This is a genomic window from Mesorhizobium sp. 43Arga (assembly GCF_053714255.1).
The window spans coordinates 838,832-854,587 of record NZ_JBSKBO010000002.1 but is presented as its reverse complement, the minus strand read 5'-3'; the positions used below and the strand labels follow the sequence as shown (position 1 = coordinate 854,587).

General features: G+C 63.0%; 17 protein-coding genes. 12 read left to right on the top strand and 5 right to left on the bottom strand.

Annotated elements, in window-relative coordinates; all coding sequences use genetic code 11:
* Positions 1-64 precede the first annotated feature (64 nt).
* Positions 65-322: a hypothetical protein gene (locus tag ACWGS8_RS10595; RefSeq protein ID WP_454580868.1), complete on the bottom strand. Its 258-nt coding sequence runs from the start codon at positions 320-322 to the stop codon at positions 65-67.
* A 348-nt stretch (positions 323-670) separates the two neighbouring features.
* Here ACWGS8_RS10595 and ACWGS8_RS10590 point away from each other — a divergent pair, with 348 nt between their 5' ends.
* The gene (locus ACWGS8_RS10590; protein WP_454580867.1) at positions 671-1,876 is read left to right on the top strand and encodes a M14 family metallopeptidase; all 1,206 of its coding nucleotides are present in this window, start codon (positions 671-673) and stop codon (positions 1,874-1,876) included.
* A gap of 104 nt (positions 1,877-1,980) precedes the next feature.
* Here ACWGS8_RS10590 and ACWGS8_RS10585 read toward each other — a convergent pair whose 3' ends face one another.
* Complete coding sequence (locus ACWGS8_RS10585) at positions 1,981-2,886, bottom strand: LysR family transcriptional regulator (RefSeq protein ID WP_454580866.1); 906 nt, start codon at positions 2,884-2,886, stop codon at positions 1,981-1,983.
* A gap of 119 nt (positions 2,887-3,005) precedes the next feature.
* Here ACWGS8_RS10585 and ACWGS8_RS10580 point away from each other — a divergent pair, with 119 nt between their 5' ends.
* The 7 genes from ACWGS8_RS10580 (at position 3,006) to ACWGS8_RS10550 (ending at position 9,841) form a co-directional block, all read left to right on the top strand.
* Positions 3,006-3,428, top strand: a complete 423-nt coding sequence (locus ACWGS8_RS10580; RefSeq protein WP_454580865.1) for a DoxX family protein — start codon at positions 3,006-3,008, stop codon at positions 3,426-3,428.
* Positions 3,429-3,473: 45 nt separating this feature from the next.
* A complete protein-coding gene (locus ACWGS8_RS10575) occupies positions 3,474-4,346 on the top strand; it encodes an NmrA family NAD(P)-binding protein (RefSeq protein WP_454580864.1) in 873 nt (290 codons plus the stop codon).
* Positions 4,347-4,567: 221 nt separating this feature from the next.
* On the top strand, positions 4,568-5,293 hold the full coding sequence (locus ACWGS8_RS10570) for a hypothetical protein (RefSeq protein ID WP_454580863.1): 726 nt from the start codon (positions 4,568-4,570) through the stop codon (positions 5,291-5,293).
* Between the two features lie 100 nt (positions 5,294-5,393).
* Positions 5,394-6,482 carry a hypothetical protein gene (locus tag ACWGS8_RS10565; RefSeq protein ID WP_454580862.1) on the top strand — a complete coding sequence of 363 codons (1,089 nt, stop codon included), beginning with the start codon at positions 5,394-5,396 and terminating at the stop codon, positions 6,480-6,482.
* Positions 6,483-6,696: 214 nt separating this feature from the next.
* Entirely contained in the window at positions 6,697-8,274 is a 1,578-nt protein-coding gene (locus ACWGS8_RS10560; RefSeq protein ID WP_454580861.1) for an HD domain-containing phosphohydrolase, read from the top strand.
* 91 nt (positions 8,275-8,365) lie between these two features.
* Positions 8,366-8,638, top strand: a complete 273-nt coding sequence (locus ACWGS8_RS10555) for a hypothetical protein (RefSeq protein ID WP_454580860.1) — start codon at positions 8,366-8,368, stop codon at positions 8,636-8,638.
* Between the two features lie 69 nt (positions 8,639-8,707).
* A complete protein-coding gene (locus ACWGS8_RS10550; protein ID WP_454580859.1) occupies positions 8,708-9,841 on the top strand; it encodes a substrate-binding protein in 1,134 nt (377 codons plus the stop codon).
* A gap of 486 nt (positions 9,842-10,327) precedes the next feature.
* Here the strand turns inward: ACWGS8_RS10550 and ACWGS8_RS10545 are convergent, their stop codons facing one another.
* The 3 genes from ACWGS8_RS10545 to ACWGS8_RS10535 all read right to left on the bottom strand — a co-directional run bounded on the left by ACWGS8_RS10545 (position 10,328) and on the right by ACWGS8_RS10535 (position 12,959).
* Positions 10,328-10,711: a hypothetical protein gene (locus ACWGS8_RS10545; protein WP_454580858.1), complete on the bottom strand. Its 384-nt coding sequence runs from the start codon at positions 10,709-10,711 to the stop codon at positions 10,328-10,330.
* Positions 10,712-11,017: 306 nt separating this feature from the next.
* Positions 11,018-11,953 (bottom strand): hypothetical protein, encoded by a 936-nt coding sequence (locus ACWGS8_RS10540; RefSeq protein WP_454580857.1) that lies wholly within the window; start codon positions 11,951-11,953, stop codon positions 11,018-11,020.
* 112 nt (positions 11,954-12,065) lie between these two features.
* A complete protein-coding gene (locus ACWGS8_RS10535) occupies positions 12,066-12,959 on the bottom strand; it encodes a LysR family transcriptional regulator (RefSeq protein ID WP_454580856.1) in 894 nt (297 codons plus the stop codon).
* 103 nt (positions 12,960-13,062) lie between these two features.
* Between ACWGS8_RS10535 and ACWGS8_RS10530 the strand changes: the two genes are divergently transcribed.
* From ACWGS8_RS10530 to ACWGS8_RS10515, 4 genes are all read left to right on the top strand, one after another.
* Positions 13,063-13,821 carry an SDR family oxidoreductase gene (locus ACWGS8_RS10530; protein WP_454580855.1) on the top strand — a complete coding sequence of 253 codons (759 nt, stop codon included), beginning with the start codon at positions 13,063-13,065 and terminating at the stop codon, positions 13,819-13,821.
* Positions 13,822-13,832: 11 nt separating this feature from the next.
* Complete coding sequence (locus tag ACWGS8_RS10525; RefSeq protein WP_454580854.1) at positions 13,833-14,045, top strand: tautomerase family protein; 213 nt, start codon at positions 13,833-13,835, stop codon at positions 14,043-14,045.
* Between the two features lie 231 nt (positions 14,046-14,276).
* Positions 14,277-14,522, top strand: coding sequence for a hypothetical protein (locus ACWGS8_RS10520; protein WP_454580853.1), 246 nt, complete (start codon positions 14,277-14,279; stop codon positions 14,520-14,522).
* 122 nt (positions 14,523-14,644) lie between these two features.
* Positions 14,645-15,754 carry a KamA family radical SAM protein gene (locus tag ACWGS8_RS10515; RefSeq protein WP_454580852.1) on the top strand — a complete coding sequence of 370 codons (1,110 nt, stop codon included), beginning with the start codon at positions 14,645-14,647 and terminating at the stop codon, positions 15,752-15,754.
* Positions 15,755-15,756 lie beyond the last annotated feature (2 nt).

Sequence of the window (15,756 nt, the reverse complement as noted above, 5' to 3'; positions counted from 1 at the left end):
GCGCCTCATGCGATTGTTTCGCCGGTCGGAAAGGCTGGCCGCGGCGGCCGGACCCGCGACGCGGTCACCGCCTGATGCGGCGCAGGTCCACGACACGGCCATTGCGCGCGTTCAAACCGATTTCAAACAGGCCGGTGGCGCGGCGTGCCCGATAGGTGAAAAGGCGCCCGCGGCAATCCACTCGCCGGACGTCTCGAAAACCACGGCTGCGCAGCAGCCTCTCGCCGTCTCGGCATGTGATCGCTCGGCCATTGTTGAGGCTGGTGCCGATATTGATGTTGATCGTTACGGCATGGGCGGGCGCCGGCAGAGCCAGGGGCACGACAAGACTGAGGACGAGACCCAGGCAAGCAAACAAGGGACGAGACATGGAACTCTCCGTGACGTTGCTTTGGTTCCCGTGGAATCATTTCCTCGAAAAGCGTATTGTCAAGGGAATAACTTCCGAGCAGGCCGGGGTCTGGATGGTCTTCGCCTCAGACGGAGCCGAATGCGACCAGCGCCACCAGGGGTGACGGCGCCGACCATGACGGTGTCGAGATAGCTCTTCTTGTCGTGGCGCAGGCGGCAAGCATCCTGTGCTTGCGGCACAGAAATCATGCAAGCTTGCGTGTTCGGCGGCATGTCAGTATTTTGAAGTCGCGGGGGATTTCTGCAAAGAGGCCCCATCATGTCGGACAAATCCTCGAAGGGCATTGATCGCCGCGATCTTTTAATGGCATCCATTGCAACGGTCGGCGCCGCGGCCGCCTTGGCGGCCAACGCCGGCTCGGCGAACGCCGAGGACTCGGCGACTTCCTCGTCCGCTCCGGCAGCGAGTGCGCCATCGGCGACGATTTATGTCGGCGATGTGATCCAGGGGAAGAAAGTCGTCAGCACGCTCGACGTCAACGACCTGGAACCCGGCAAGAAGCACCTTCTGTATTTCCAGGGCGTGGAGATGCCCACCGGACAGCACTGGCATGTGTCCGTGACCGTCGCCAAGGGAGCAAAGCCGGGCAAGCGCGGCGTGCTGGTCAGTGGCGTGCATGGCGACGAGATGAGTTCCGTGCATACCGTCCAAACCGTGATGAACCAGCTCGACCCGGCGCAGATGTCGGGCACCGTGATGGCGGTCACGGACGTGTCCCGCCCGGCCATGGAAGGCATGCAGCGCAGATGGCCCAATTTCGGCAGAGGCACTGACTTGATCGATATGAATCGGGAATGGCCCGGGAACGAGAACGGCGTCACCGCGGCTAGTCGGCACGCAGGGCTCCTGTTCAACCGGCTGCTCCGGCCGAACGCCGACTTCGCGATCGATTTCCATACCGGAACAACCGGATTCGATGTCGCGGCCTTCAATATTGGCGGCATGGATGTGCCCGAGATCAAGGCAATGCTGGAGCTTTACCCGGTCGGCCAGATCTTCGACAATCATGTGTATCCCAGTGTCCTGCATAACGCGTTCATCGCCGCTGGCATTCCGTCCTTTTGTCCGGAGATCGGCGCTGCACGTCTCCTGGACCTCGAGATGATCTCCCTGTTCGTGGAAGGCACGATGAACGTCCTCAAGCATCACGGCATCGTTGCCGGCCCGATGGGACGTACGGGCAAGGACGTGCACGTCTTTGTCGGCAACAGTGCGTTCCCGATCCTGGCTACCGCCGGCGGGCTCGTCGAGCATCTGGTAAAGCTCAACGACAAGGTCGAAGCCGGACAGAAGGTGGCCATACAGCGCGATAGCTTCGGCGAAGTGGTTGCGGAGTACGCAAGCGGCGTGGCTGGAGAAATATCGGGCCTGCGCAGCGATGCAGTGTCCGAGCCCGGCAATCCCTTGGTATTTATCCTTTTCAACAAGCCGGGGCCGGAGGACGTTGGGGGCTACCCCGAGTGAGTTCACCATTTCTACCGAGGTGGACTTTACGAAACCGACGCGCGCCTTGCGCGTCAGCGCCGACGTTCACGCGGTTGGGCTGATCAACGGAAAGCTGCATCTCGCTATTCCAGATATGGCGTCAGCACATCTTCGATCCATTTCATGAATGCGCGGACTCGGCGCGACAGATTGCTCCGATGTGCCACGACGAGTGAGACGGCGAGCGCCCGGCGACGAAAATCGGGTATGATCTCCACCAGCGCTCCACTCTCCAAGTATCGGCCAACGCCCAAGAGCGGAGCCTGAATCAGGCCAAGGCCGGCGAGGGCAGCCGCTTCGTAGGTCTGCGCGCTGTTGACATGTAGTGCACCTGGCAACTGAAGCGTCGCGTAGCTGTCGCCGTCTGGATACTCCCATCCATAGGGTCTTGCGCCCAGCATCGTCGAAAAATGAATTGTCCGATGTTCCTGGCGCTGGAGATCTTCCAGCGATCGAGGGACGCCATGGCGCGCCAGATAGGCGGGACTGGCAGCGTTGACCATGCGCAACAGGCCGAGCGGGCGGGCAACCAGCGTCTCGTCCCTTATGGGGCCAAGCCGCAATACACAGTCGAACCCCTCTTGAACCAGATCGACCTGCCGATCCGTACTCGACACCTCCAGTTCCAACTCGGGATGAGCCGCCATGAAATCCGGCAAGGCCGGCATGATCGTTGTGCGCGCCACCTCGGTCGGAAGATCGACCCGCAAACGCCCGCGAAGCGCCACGCGATCGCCTGCGAACATCGAGTGCAGATCATCGACTTCAGCAAGCAGATCGCGGGCACGGGCATGGAACGCGCGTCCGTCCTCCGTCAACTGCACGCTGCGCGTCGTCCGGTGCAGGAGCCTGACCCCGACATCTTCTTCCAGCTTCCGGACCGCCGTTGAGGCCCTCCCTTTTTGGATGCCCAGACTATCGGCCGCGCGGGTGAAGCTCCCCATTTCCGCTACGGTTATGAAGATGAGGATGGGTTCGAGGTTCTGCATTTTCGTGCCCCGGTATTGTTTCCCAAAAAGAGAACAGTTGGTTCTCTTTGTCGGTGTTTATCACATCCAAGACGCACAGTAAGCTTCGAATATGGGATCCCCCCATCGGAGAATGACAAGTGTCCGAAACGATGAACCTGCATCAGCCGCCTGAAACCATGACCTTGCATCGCGCCCTGTGGGCCGGCCGGATAATGAGCGCGTTTGTCGTTGCCGCTCTGGCGACAGACGGCACCATTCAGCTTTTCGCGCCGGCACAGTTCGCGAGCATGATGCAGGAAACCGGGTTCGCGATGGACCTGACCCGTATCGTGGGTCCGATCGTACTCGCCTGCGCCATCCTTTACGCCATCCCGGCCACCGCCGTCCTCGGCGCTATCCTGGTAACTGGCTTTTTGGGAGGTGCCATCTGCGCCCATGTCCGCATCGGTGAGTTGGGGTCGCCGCCGGAAATCATTTCCCTGCTTCTGGGCGCGATGACATGGGGCGGCCTCTACGCCCGCGATCCCCGAATCCGGGCCATTCTACCGCTCATCCATTGAACCAACCGGGGCAGTGCTCTGTCCCTCGACATCAGGAGAAAACACATGTTTTTAGTAATGGGCATCACGGGAAAAGTTGGCGGCGCAACGGCAGAACATCTGTTGGCGCACGGCAAGGAGGTACGCGCGCTCGTCCGCAATCGCGAGAAGGCGGCTCACTGGGCGAGCCGCGGCGTGGAACTGGTGGATGGCGATTGGAATGATCCGGCAGCCATCGAGCAAGCGCTCAAAGGCGTCGAAGGCGCGTTCGTCATGTTGCCCCCTGTCTGGGCGCCGTCGCCCGACTACAAAGAAGCAAAGGGCGTGATTGCAAACTACATCGAGGCGCTCACCAAGGCAGCGCTGCCGCGAGTGGTTGCGCTTTCGTCGATGGGTGCGAACAGAACCAGCGGGCATGGGGTGATCACGGCCTTGTCGCTTCTGGAGCAAGGTTTTCGCGACCTGATATCGCCAATGGCATTTGTGCGCGCAGGCGGATTCTTCGAAAATTTTCTTTACGGCCTGCAGGTCGCGCGGGGCGGAACGCTACCGGTTCACTACAATCCAACAAGCCGGAAATCGACCATGGTCGCGACGAACGACATCGGCGCGGAGGTCGCAACCCTTTTGACCGGGCCAGCTTGGTCAGGGCAGCGTATCGTCGAGATTGGTTCGATGGTCACCGCCGATGAAGTCGCGGAGCAATTGGGTGAAGTGCTGAATCGCGACGTGGAAGCCTTTGCAATCCCGCGCGCAGGGTGGGCGGAAGCGTTCGAGCAATTCGGCATCCCAAAGGGCCACACCGGACCTGCTGAAGAAATGTTTGAGGCCGTGAATGCAGGATGGATGGACCTCGGAGTTGAAGGTACGGAGCACGTAGCGGGTACGACCTCCGCGCGCGATGTATTCGAGGCTGCACAGAACGCCGCCAAGGCGTAAGCCCAGGACGGATCAGGCATGAGACGGAGACTTCCCGCGCCTGCGTCGGACGCGTCGCGGGAAGCGCTCAACAGTCGACCGCATCCGGTCCAAAACAGACCGCTCTGTTTTTTCTACATCCGGTTCTTCTACATCCGGCGCTGAAGCCTCGCGCAAGCTCATCCGCTCGGCTGGAGCGTGCCGCGCCCACATGCTACAATGTGACGGGTTGGGGATCCGCCATGGCACGCGTACGTCGCAAGCCGGAGGCTGCTCAAGCGAGACCGTGGGGCCTGGCTGGCAATCTGATTGCCTTTTTCGCGAAGTATCCGATCGCGACCGCGATTGCCACGATCTCCGCCATCATCGTCGGTATTGTCGGCCTCCTGGATCTCCACGATCGCTTCGCTCCGGCTCCGCGGATCGACGATGGACTGCATGTGAAGCTTGACGAGAAGGAGCTTTCGCCGCTGTCGGGGGGCACCATGATCCAGGTCGCCGGGGCCAGGGTCTTTTCGGAGGGCGTGAAGCTTCGCGCCCAGCTCTCGCTCAAGACTCCTGCCCCCCGGATCGCCATCAACGCCATCGCCATCGCGCCGATCGACGCGGTGCCGCCCGAGGTTGTGGCGGCCGTGAAGGCAAACGCCGCCCCGCCCAATCGCAAGCCGGAATCCTGGGCAGGGGCCCGGCCGGTAAATACCTATCTCGGCGTCATAAAAGGCGGCGGGACCACGGTCGTCTACAATGATGCGAATGGGCAGTTCTTACCCTGTCGGCCGGAGAACCTTCTCGATTGCAAAGACCGAGCGCAAGTCATCGAGCTCAACCCGACCGATGCCACCTATACCCTAGACCTGCGGCTGCGCTATCTCGACGCCACGCTCAAGGGTCTCCAGATCATCGCCAGATACACTATCGATGGGGTTGATCATGAATCGCGTTCTGAGCCTCTGTATCTGCACAACTAGCCTGCTGGCGGGCGCGACATTGCCAGCCGTTGCCGGCATTGCAGGGATTGCCGATTGTCCGGTGGTTCGAAGCGAACAGCCGCTGCAGAACCTCGAGCATTTGTTCGACCTCAGGGCGGCATCGCCCTACGGCAGCCCCAACGAGGCGCCGTACCTCAACAACGAGGCGATGGAAGAGGACGGACCGGCCGACCAGAACCTCTTGAACATCTGGACGCAGCAGAATCCGGACACGCCTCTGCCCGTGGTGCGTTTTGGGGCCGCGGGGACCGCCACCGAAGTCGAGCTGCCGAGCGGCGACCTCGTGCTGCCAATCGATCGCTGGCCGTGCATTCTTGCGCCGGGCGACGAAGCGATGCTGAGCGACGGCTTTACCGACCACTCAACCATGATCTACCGGATCGAGGCCGACAAGAGGCTGGTGACCTTCATAGATCCGCGGGCCGAGGAGAACTTTCTTCTCTCCGCGAATAGCCTGCTGCAGGACTTTGGCGGCCGCTGGTTCACGGAAGGCGACCGCAAGCTGTTCTCGGTCCCCTTCGACACCATGGGCTCGGTTCTGAAGGAAGCGGTTCTGTTCCAGTCGATGGACGGAAAGACGATGATCGAAACCGCCGCCGCTCTGGCGCCGGGCGTCGCCAGGCCGGATCTCTACTATTGGCGCGACGCCGATTTCTTCGCCACGATGGACGCCTCGCAGGCGACAGGGGATATCGGATACCTCCTCGATCCACAAGCAAGCCCGCTGGTCGCCGCCCTGGGCAACTACGTCATGGCGCTTTCCGGGCTCACCGGCCACCAGCACCAGGGGCTGTTGGAGGGCTTCGACGAGGCGATCCAGGCCTTTCCGCACATCCTCTCGCGCAACCTCAACTTCCGTATCCTCTACGAACTGTACAGCGCAGGCGAATACTCCCGCGCCGCCAGTTTCGCGGATTACTATCTCAAGGTGCGCGGCTTTAATGCGGACTTTGCTGTAATCGGCGCCGCCGCCTGCCATGGGATGGGCGATAGCGCCTGCGCGGAAGACCTGCGGGCCCAGGCCCGAGCCGAACTCGATCCCCGCCTGGGACGGATGTTTCGCGGCGAGACTTTTGCCGAAGACCGCGCCATGCTCGACCGGCGCGACTACGAGAACGCCAGCATCTACTTGATGCGCCGTCGCTATGAAATGCTCGAGAGCTGGTGACTTTGGGATGCTGCCCGTTCCCCCTGCCGCCTGTTCGCTTTGCGGTCGGGCACGAAGATCCGCCGCCGAAGCCTTCAAATCTATAAGCGATGCCGCGTCGGAACCGATGCACGCGACGCGCTTTAGGTCCTTGTTTTTCTACATCCGGCTTGGGATTTTTCCCCTAGGTATCGACGGCACTCGGGGCTAGCATAGGGATCACTGGGGGTGTGCGATGACAGATGTCTCGATACGCCGCGCGGACTTCATGATGGTCCTGGCCTATGCCTCGGACCTCGCCACTGGTCATTCTCGCGACTTCGCGCTGAAATCCTGCGTGCTTGCAATGCGGATCGCCGAGCTTGCGGGTGTTTCCGATGAGGTTCGGCGCAACGCCTACCATCAGTCGATGCTGCGCTATGTCGGCTGCAATGCCGACACGGACCTTCTGTCGGCCACATTCGGCGACGAAATCGCCCTGCGCCAGGATCTTGTCGGTCTCGACATGGGCAATCGTGCGGAACTGGGCAGGGTCTTCGTGCAGGCGTTCAAGCGGTTCTACTACGATCTCGAGCCTGACGCGCAGGCCAGGGCGATCGAGGCCGCGATGTCGCAGGCGCTCGCGGTGGCGCGCCCGGTGCTCACAGCGCATTGCGAGGTCGCGCAGCGGATCGGCGAGCGGCTCGGCCTGTCGGACGAGATCCGGCGCAATCTTGGGCAGATCTACGAACGCTGGGACGGCAAGGGGCTGCCGCGCGGACTGAGTGGCGAGGAGGTCCTGCCCGCCGTGCGCCTGATCACATTGGCGCAGGATGCGATTGCGCTCAGCGACGCCGTCGGCATCGACAAGATGGCCGAGACCGTCGCCAGCCGCGGCGATGGTCCATACGAAGCCGATCTGGCCCGGCTCGTCTCCGCCAACGCGGCGGTGCTGATGGAGGGCATCGGCGCGACGGTCGACCGCGAGACCATCCTGGCGCTCGAGCCGGATCCGCCGGTGACGCTGGATGAGGGGGCTTGCGATGAGGCGTTCCTGGCCATAGCCGACATGATCGACATGCGCATGCCGTTTACGCAGGGCCATTCGCGGATGGTGTCGGAGCTGGCCACGGGTGCGGGCAAACGGATCGGGCTGCCCGATCCTGACGTTCGCGCGCTGCGCTGGTCGGGCTGCATCCACGACATTGGCGAACTGGTGGTGCCGGTGGCGACCTGGATGCGCAGCGGCCCGCTGTCGGTGCGCGAACGCGACGCGGCATGCCTGCACGCCTATTATGGCGAGCGCGCCCTGGCCTCGTTCGGTCGCGAGGGCGAGGCGATGGCCGCCCTCGTGCTTCGCCATCACGAGCGCCTGGATGGCTCGGGCTATCACCGCAAGGTCGGCGGCTCGGACCTGTCGCCGGCGGCAAGGATCCTGGCCGCTGCCGAGGCCTTCCAGACGTCGCGAGAGGAACGTCCGCACCGCAAGGCGCTGTCCAGCGAGGCGGCGGCGGCCCAGCTGCGCGCTGCCGTGCGTGACGGCTGTATCTGCCCCGATGCCGCCGAGGCCGTATTGTCCTTCGCGGGGCAGCCAGCGCGGCGGGCCGTGCCGCAAGCGCTGGCCGGCATGACGCCGCGCGAAATCGAGGTGCTGCGCCTGATCGCCGCCGGACTTACGGCGAAGGAAGTGGCCCGGAAGTTGGATATCTCGCCCAAGACCGCGGACCACCATATCCAGAGCGTCTATGCCAAGATCGGCGTGACCACCCGTGCCGCGGCCGCGCTCTACGCGGTCGAGCACGGCCTTGTCCGACCAGGCGAAACGCAGGCATAGGGAATCCACCCCATGCGCGCCCGCTCCGGGGCGCGCATCGTGATCCTGTCGACGGACCAATGATGGCCGCGACCGACAGGAGGAAATCAAAATGCTGCTCGCAACGACCAAAGTGGCTGATATCGACCACTTCATCCGTATCTTTTCGACCAAGGGCGCCGACAAGCGCCGGCTGCACGGCTCGAACGGCGCGACCGTCTTCCGCGACCCCAGCGAGCCCGACCGCGTCTGGGCGATTTTCGACTGGGACGCCGAGGGCTGGAAGAATTTCGTGTCCGATCCGGAGGTGCCAGCGATCCTGCAGGAAGCCGGCCATGTCGGCAAGCCGCGGGCGGCACTGCTGCTTGGCCACTACGAGGCCTGAGATCCCGCGCTGAACGCCGCCCGCCGCCTGGCGGCGCGCCCGACGAACCCCCAGATTTGGAGAAATCAAATGAATCCGAAACCCATCAAGATCGGCCTTATCGCCGAACTCACCGGCCCATTGTCTTTCATGGGCGTTGCAAATGCGAACCTCACCACCATGCTCGTCGACGATATCAACGCCAAAGGCGGCCTCCTTGGCCGGCCGGTGGAACTCGTCATCGAGGATGGCGAGACCACGGACAGCGTTGCCAAGGCAAAGGCCGCGAAACTAGTCGACGTCGACAAGGTCGACGTGGTCGTCGGCGGCATCTACAGTTCGACCCGCCTGGCCATCAAGAGCGAGGCGGTTACGCGGGGCAAGACGCTCTACATCTACACCGAGCAGTATGAGGGACAGGAAAACGATCCCCTGATCTTCTGCACCGGGCCCGTACCCGCGCAGCAGGTTGAGCCGCTGATACCATGGCTCATGAACAGCACCGGGGCGAAGCAGTTCTATTTGCCGTCGGCCGACTACATCTGGCCCCATTTGCTGAACAAGGCGGCGAGCCGGGCGGTGCGCGCCAATGGCGGCGAGATCGTCGGCGAGGAGTATTTCCCGCTGGACACCGTCGATTTCCGGCGGACCGTGCAGCAGGTCATGGCGAGCGGCACCGACGTGGTTTTCAACACCATCGTCCCGCCGGGCCTGACGCCGTTCCTCGAAGAGTTGCACAAGGCCGGTTTCGGTAAACGCGGCGGCAAGATCGTCTGCACCTACTTCGACGAGAACTTCTTCAACCTGGTGCCGTCCGATCGAATCGAGGGCCTCTACAGCTGCCTCGACTACTACCAGGAACTCGACGAACCGTTCGGTCGCGCGCTGTTGCGCCGCTACCGTGAGCGGTTCCCTGGTGGGGCTACCCTGACCGCGGGCAGCGGATGCACCGGGCACTACCGGGCGATCAAGATGTGGGAAGCGGCGGTGAAGGAAGCGGGCAGTGCTGAGCGGGACGCGGTCATCCGGGCTCTCGATCACGCTCGCATAAGCGAGGGACCGGGTGGCCCTGCCGAAATGGTCCCCGGCCAGCACCATGTGCGCATGAACATGTACATCGCGCAGGCGCAGGGCGGTCGATTCCGGGTTGTGAAGAATTTGGGTTCGATCGATCCCAACGAGCGCGCGCTCAGCGACGAACTCCAGCTAAGCAAAGCGGGGTAACTGGCGGCGTCGGAAACGGACAGTCCGCATCCAGCCCATTTCAGACAACTAGTCTGGATGATCCCGCGCTGCGGCATAGACGCCGTGGAGTTATCAAAAACAGGGCGGCTTTGACAAACCGCCCTGTTATGGAATTTCAATTGCGGCAGTTTGGGCTAACAGGTTCATACATTCGCGGACTGACGCCGAGGCACTTGGATATGATGTCCGCGTTTGCATCGAAACCTGTCTTCAGTGGATCCATCATCGCCTTTGAGGCGAATGAATCCTGACTGATGAGTTCACCCCAGGTGTCAAAATCACAGTCGTCGGCGCGCAAACTGTCGGCTACAGATCTTCCCCACCTTTTGCCGGCCGCAGATGTCAATATCGCTCCCCGCAAATCAGCGAATGCGGCCCATTCATAGTTGGTACCCGGACTTCGACCATTGGAGGCCAAAGCGAGGGGGGCGTGGGTGCGACAGCCACCTCGACCTTCTTGCTACGTCACGAGGATAAGGTCACCGTTGCCGCTGCAAGGGCCGCGAGGACCTGCTGGTAGGTCTCGGCGACAAGAGTGAACGTGCCATTTTCCGCAATGATAGCGCAATGACCGGTTTTCGTTTCATGTACTTCGACAATGGCGTCAGCATTGAACCACGTAGGAATTGAAGCCTTCCCGCCCACAAATAGACGAAAAGTTACAATTCTTGCCTGGGTCATTATTCGCGCGGCGATAATTTCGGCCGTCTCGGCCGTTTCATCGCTCCAATTGCTACAAATTATGCTAGTCCCCGACTTTGAAGTGTGTCTGTCGACATACAAAAGCTGGACCAAGTTCCTAGGATTCAGAGACGACTTGAGCCCGTCGCTGTTTACGAATTCGATCATCGCTTCCTCCCTCGCAATTTGCTACATTGATCGCTTACCCTTATGTAGTCAACAAGTATTCAAATTGCACTGCACAATTGTCCAGCTTTACTTACACACGGAAACGACATGGATCGCCCATGCGCCGGGACCGATGCTGCCGGGCATGTCTGCTCCGACTCTTCTGATTAGTTGTCATAAACTGAGGGGCTGGTTATGGATGGATTGCCTTCAATAGCTGACAGTCCGCATCCGGCGCCGACCCCGGTCTTTGAAAGTGTTTGGCTTTGTCACCAGAGCAGCGGGCCTTGCCCGCTCGCTCCCGCCTCACGACCCCTGACCATACCGCAGCAGCTTGAAGCAATCGCCGCTGCCCGACTTCGCCTGCGATAACACCGGCTTCGATCTGTCGAGCCATTCCTGGTGCGACCTGGCGTCGGCCTCGATGGCATTGACCGGGGCCGCACCGACGAAGCCGCGCCCCTGGCTGAACAGCCAGCAGGCGCGGGCCAGATGCCGCCTGGAGCGCTCGCGCAGCAGATCGGCATCGTAGAAGATGTCGAGCACCTCCCGCTTGACGCGGCGCTCCTTTTCAGGGTCGGCGACCACTGCCTCGGCCGGATCGCCGCCGATCGTGTCGCGCAGGTCCTTGTAGTCGAGGGCGAGCTGAGTGGTGGCGTATTTGATCTCGCTCTCGTCGTGCACGATGTCGAACCACAGCTTGGAATCGAGCTCGTTGACGACGAAAGAGGATTCGAAATCGCGCGACAAATTCAGCACCTCGAAATCTCCGAGATCGACGTCGCGTTCGACCAGCAGGATCCTGGCCGCCTGTTTGCCGAGTTCTGTACCGTGAACGCTGACGGCGGTGTTCTTGCCGCCGAGTTGGGGGCTGAGATAGGGCCCGCCTTCATCCAGCAACTCGTCGAATTCTTCCAGCGACTGCATGACCGGCGCGCCGCGGGCAATGCGCGCCGCCAGCTTGGCGAGAACCTGCTGCAGCTCCGTCTCGCGTCTGCGCTGGTCCTGATAGTTCTGCTGGAAGAAGAAGATGAACAGCGACACGCCGATGCCGATCAGGATCACGCCCAGCTGTGAAAAGATGTTGCGATAATATTCGAGCAGCTTTTCGCGATGGCGCACGTCGTCGCGCACGCTGTGGGCGACGCGAAGATTGACGATCAGCGACAGGGTGAGCAGCCCGGTGCCGACCAGGATAAGGCCGCCGATGAGGAGGTAGCCATGGCCCGTGCTGAAATCCATCCGCTTGTCCCAAGACCCTGCGCAGAATAGTGCCATTTTGCTTCAATACCTAGGGTTCGTCGCGATCGGGTCGATGGCGGCGAGATACCCATGACGAGCAGCGGCTGCATTTCTACAGGTTGGCCTCGGCGAAGATGCGCGCCGCCCAGTCGAGGAAGACGCGCAGGCGCGGCGAGAGCTGGCGGTTCTGCGGGTAGAGCGCCGACAGCGGCGTCGGCGAGGGCGGGCACTCGGCCAGCACCTCGACCAGTGTTCCGTCGGCAAGGTCCTTCTCGAAGCGATAGCGCGGCGCCTGGATGAGGCCGAGGCCGAGCCGCGCCAGATCGGCGGCGGTGTCGGAATTGTTGGCGGCGACGCGCCCCGGCAGCCTGATCTCGCGGGTCTTGCCGTTGACGGTGAATTCGAAGGGCAACACCTCGCCGGTGCGCGACGAGACGAAGCCCACTGCCTGGTGGCCGTCGAGCGCGTCGGGGGAGGCGGGTATGCCGTGGCGTTGGAGATAGGCGGGACTGGCGCAGGTCATCTCGCGGATCATCCCCAGCCGGCGCATGATCATGCCGCTGTCGGGCGGCTCGCCGACGCGGATGACGCAATCGACGCCCTCGCGCACAAGGTCGACCAGCCGGTCGCTCTGGCCGATCTGCAGGTCGATGCGGGAATAGTGGGCGAGGAATTCCGGCAGGCGCGGCAGCAGGAAGGTGCGGGTGAGCAGCGTGCTGGCGTCGATGCGCAGCAGGCCGAAGGGCTCGGCCTTGCGGAAGGCGGCTTCGGCGTCCTCGATCTCGGCCAGGATCGACAGGCAGCGCCGGTAATAGGCCTCGCCGTCCTGCGTGGCGTTCACCTGCCGCGTCGTCCGCTCCAGCAGACGCGCGCCGAGATGTTCTTCGAGCCGGCGTATCGCTTCCGTCGCGGTTGAGCGCGGCAGGCCGAGATCGGCGGCGGCAGCGGTGAAACTGCGCCGCTCCAGCACGCGAACGAAGAGCCGCATCGTGTCCAGGCGATCCATGCTCTTTGTTCGCAGTTTCCGAATAGAGATGTCAAGAGACGGCTGATTATCCGGAAGATCGCCATGTCTATATCCGTGTCACTGAATACACGGAGAGATTTCAATGACAAACCAGCAGACAAGTACGGGCAACCCAACCAGAACCGCGATCGTGACCGGCGCCTCCAAGGGCATTGGTGCGGCGATCGCACGGCGCCTTGGCCGCGACGGCTTCGCCGTCGTCGTCAACTATGCACGGGGCCGCGCCGAGGCCGAAGCGGTCGTCGGCGCGATCGAAGCCGAAGGTGGCAAGGCGATCGCCGTGCAGGCCGACATCGCCGATCCCGCGGGCATGGCCACCCTGTTCGATGCCGGCGAGAAGGCCTACGGCGGCGTTGATGCGCTGGTCAGCAATGCCGGCATCATGAAGCTGTCGCCGATCGCCGGGACCGACGATGCCTCTTTCGACGCGCAGATCGCCATCAATTTCGGCGGTGTGTTCCGGGGCATGCGCGAGGGCGCGAAACGCCTTCGCGACGGCGGCCGCATCGTCAATTTCTCGAGCAGCGTCGTCGGCCTCTACCAGCCGGGCTACGGCGTCTATGCCGCCACCAAGGCGGCGGTCGAGGCGATGACGCATATCCTGGCCAAGGAGCTTGGCGGGCGGGGCATCACCGTCAACGCCGTGGCACCTGGACCGGTCGAGACCGCGCTGTTCATGGACGGCAAGAGCGCGGCGCAGATCGAGGCCATCGGCAAGATGATCCCGCTCGGTCGGCTCGGCCAGCCAGACGACATTGCCGGCGTGGTCTCGTTCCTGGCCGGGCCGGACGGCTCCTGGGTCAACGGGCAAATCATCCGCGCCAATGGCGGCGCGATCTGAAGGAGACAACCATGCCATTCGCCAACATCAAGCTGCCGCAGGCCGCTCTCTCCAAGGCGCAGAAGGAAGACCTCATCCACCGAACCACCGCCATGTTCGTCGACTTTTTCGGCGAAGGCGTGCGGCCCACCACGATGGTGCTGGTCGAAGAGGTAGCCGACGGCGGCTACGGCCGGGCCGACGAAGTGTTCGTCATGCCGGAAGCCTATCGCGTAAAGGAGTAGGGCCGGCCCTGGAGCTGACCACACCTCTCCCCGCGCTGCGGGGTGAGGTGCTCAGGTCTTGATAGGTTTGCGCCAGGACCCCCACCCCGCTGCTTCGCAGCGACCCTCCCCACAAGGGGGAGGGTGAGGCGACGCCGTGCCCGCCTATTCGATAGTGCTCTTGTGGAGATGCGGCAAAAAGGCGGGCTTTCTACCTCCCGCATCGCGCGGAACAGGGTCACGCAGGGCGCGATGATCGATCTGTGGCGCCGGGTCGGCGGCCGCTCGCCGCGTGTCGTGAAGATGAGCGCGCAGGAGCTGGAGGCGTTCATCGCCGCCGTGCCCGGCCTTGGTCTGTTGCGGGCGTCCTGGATCCGCGGCGAGACCGCGCTGGAGTCGGATACGCCGGAGGTGGGTGCGCTTTATCCGGAGTTGAGTTTTGAGAGCATTGAGAGTGCTTTTGTGGCGATGGCGGCGAGGGAGGGGCGGACTGGGTGAAGGCTCGCTGAACAGCAAGGGCCGGCGCCGTAGGGCGCGGCTTGCGTCGTTGGCATTGCAACGGTGGTTGACCCAACAGCCCATCCGGCCGATAGGTCCGCGCGATCACTCCGAGACCTGCAATGACCGACCTCAAAGCTGTAACCCGCGCCAACCCCGACGAGGCCCCCGACTGGCAGGACGATGTCCGCCAGGGCGTGCGCCATGTGCGCGATCTCGACCGCCTGCCGCTGTCGCCGGACGAGCGTGCCGCTGCCCAGGAGGCCGCCAGCCGCCACAAGGTGCGTGCGCCAAAAACCTATCTGGACCTGATCGACTGGAATGACCCGGCCGATCCGATCCGCGCGCAGGTCATCCCGTCGCCGGACGAACTGGACGAGGCTGAGGGCGAGCTTGACGATCCGATCGCCGACCATGACTTCAGCCCGGTGCCCAGATTGACGCATCGCCATGCCGACCGGGTGCTGTTGTTCCCAACCTATCAATGCGCGGTCTATTGCCGGTTCTGCTTCCGCAAGGAATCGCTGACATCGATCGGCCGCGGCTATACGCGCGAGGCGCTCGAGCCGGCGCTGGCCTATATCGCGGATCATCCCGAGATCCGCGAGGTCATCCTGACCGGCGGCGACCCGCTGTCGCTGCCCGACAAGGCCCTGGCCGAAATCGTCGCGCGCATCGAGGCGATCCCGCATGTGCGGCTGCTGCGCATCCACACCCGCGTGCCGGTGGCGCTGCCGTCGCGCATTACCTCGGGGCTGGTCGCCGCGCTGCAGGGTCGGCTGATGGTCACCGTCGTCACCCATTTCAACCACGCGCGGGAGATCACGCCCGCGACCGAAACGGCCTGCCGCACCATGCGGCAGGCGGGCTTCGTGCTGCTCAACCAAAGCGTTCTGCTCAAGGGCGTCAACGATACGGTCGAGGCGTTGGAGGAGCTCTGCCGCGAGCTGATGTACCGGCTCGGGGTAAAACCCTATTACCTACACCATGGCGACCTCGCGCGCGGCATGGCGCATAGGCGCACCACGATCGCGCAGGGCCAGGCGCTGGTGGAAGCGCTGAGGGCGCGGCTGTCGGGCATCTGCAATCCCGTCTATGTGCTCGACCTGCCGGAAGGCGGCGGCAAGGTGCCGCTCGGGACGTGTCCTGTCGAGGGCCGCGACGGTGAGAACTGGCGGATACGCGGGCTGGATGGGAAGGTGAGGGATTATCGGGAGATTGTGGGCGAATAGGC

Excerpts from the sequence above, each read along its gene's own strand:
- ACWGS8_RS10540 (WP_454580857.1), bottom strand. The coding sequence starts at position 11,953 with ATGGATTTCAGCACGGGCCATGGCTACCTCCTCATCGGCGGCCTTATC.
- ACWGS8_RS10585 (WP_454580866.1), bottom strand. The coding sequence starts at position 2,886 with ATGCAGAACCTCGAACCCATCCTCATCTTCATAACCGTAGCGGAAATG.
- ACWGS8_RS10530 (WP_454580855.1), top strand. The coding sequence starts at position 13,063 with ATGACAAACCAGCAGACAAGTACGGGCAACCCAACCAGAACCGCGATC.
- ACWGS8_RS10515 (WP_454580852.1), top strand. The coding sequence starts at position 14,645 with ATGACCGACCTCAAAGCTGTAACCCGCGCCAACCCCGACGAGGCCCCC.
- ACWGS8_RS10575 (WP_454580864.1), top strand. The coding sequence starts at position 3,474 with ATGTTTTTAGTAATGGGCATCACGGGAAAAGTTGGCGGCGCAACGGCA.
- ACWGS8_RS10590 (WP_454580867.1), top strand. The coding sequence starts at position 671 with ATGTCGGACAAATCCTCGAAGGGCATTGATCGCCGCGATCTTTTAATG.
- ACWGS8_RS10570 (WP_454580863.1), top strand. The coding sequence starts at position 4,568 with ATGGCACGCGTACGTCGCAAGCCGGAGGCTGCTCAAGCGAGACCGTGG.
- ACWGS8_RS10555 (WP_454580860.1), top strand. The coding sequence starts at position 8,366 with ATGCTGCTCGCAACGACCAAAGTGGCTGATATCGACCACTTCATCCGT.
- ACWGS8_RS10550 (WP_454580859.1), top strand. The coding sequence starts at position 8,708 with ATGAATCCGAAACCCATCAAGATCGGCCTTATCGCCGAACTCACCGGC.
- ACWGS8_RS10560 (WP_454580861.1), top strand. The coding sequence starts at position 6,697 with ATGACAGATGTCTCGATACGCCGCGCGGACTTCATGATGGTCCTGGCC.
- ACWGS8_RS10520 (WP_454580853.1), top strand. The coding sequence starts at position 14,277 with ATGATCGATCTGTGGCGCCGGGTCGGCGGCCGCTCGCCGCGTGTCGTG.
- ACWGS8_RS10525 (WP_454580854.1), top strand. The coding sequence starts at position 13,833 with ATGCCATTCGCCAACATCAAGCTGCCGCAGGCCGCTCTCTCCAAGGCG.
- ACWGS8_RS10535 (WP_454580856.1), bottom strand. The coding sequence starts at position 12,959 with ATGGATCGCCTGGACACGATGCGGCTCTTCGTTCGCGTGCTGGAGCGG.
- ACWGS8_RS10545 (WP_454580858.1), bottom strand. The coding sequence starts at position 10,711 with ATGATCGAATTCGTAAACAGCGACGGGCTCAAGTCGTCTCTGAATCCT.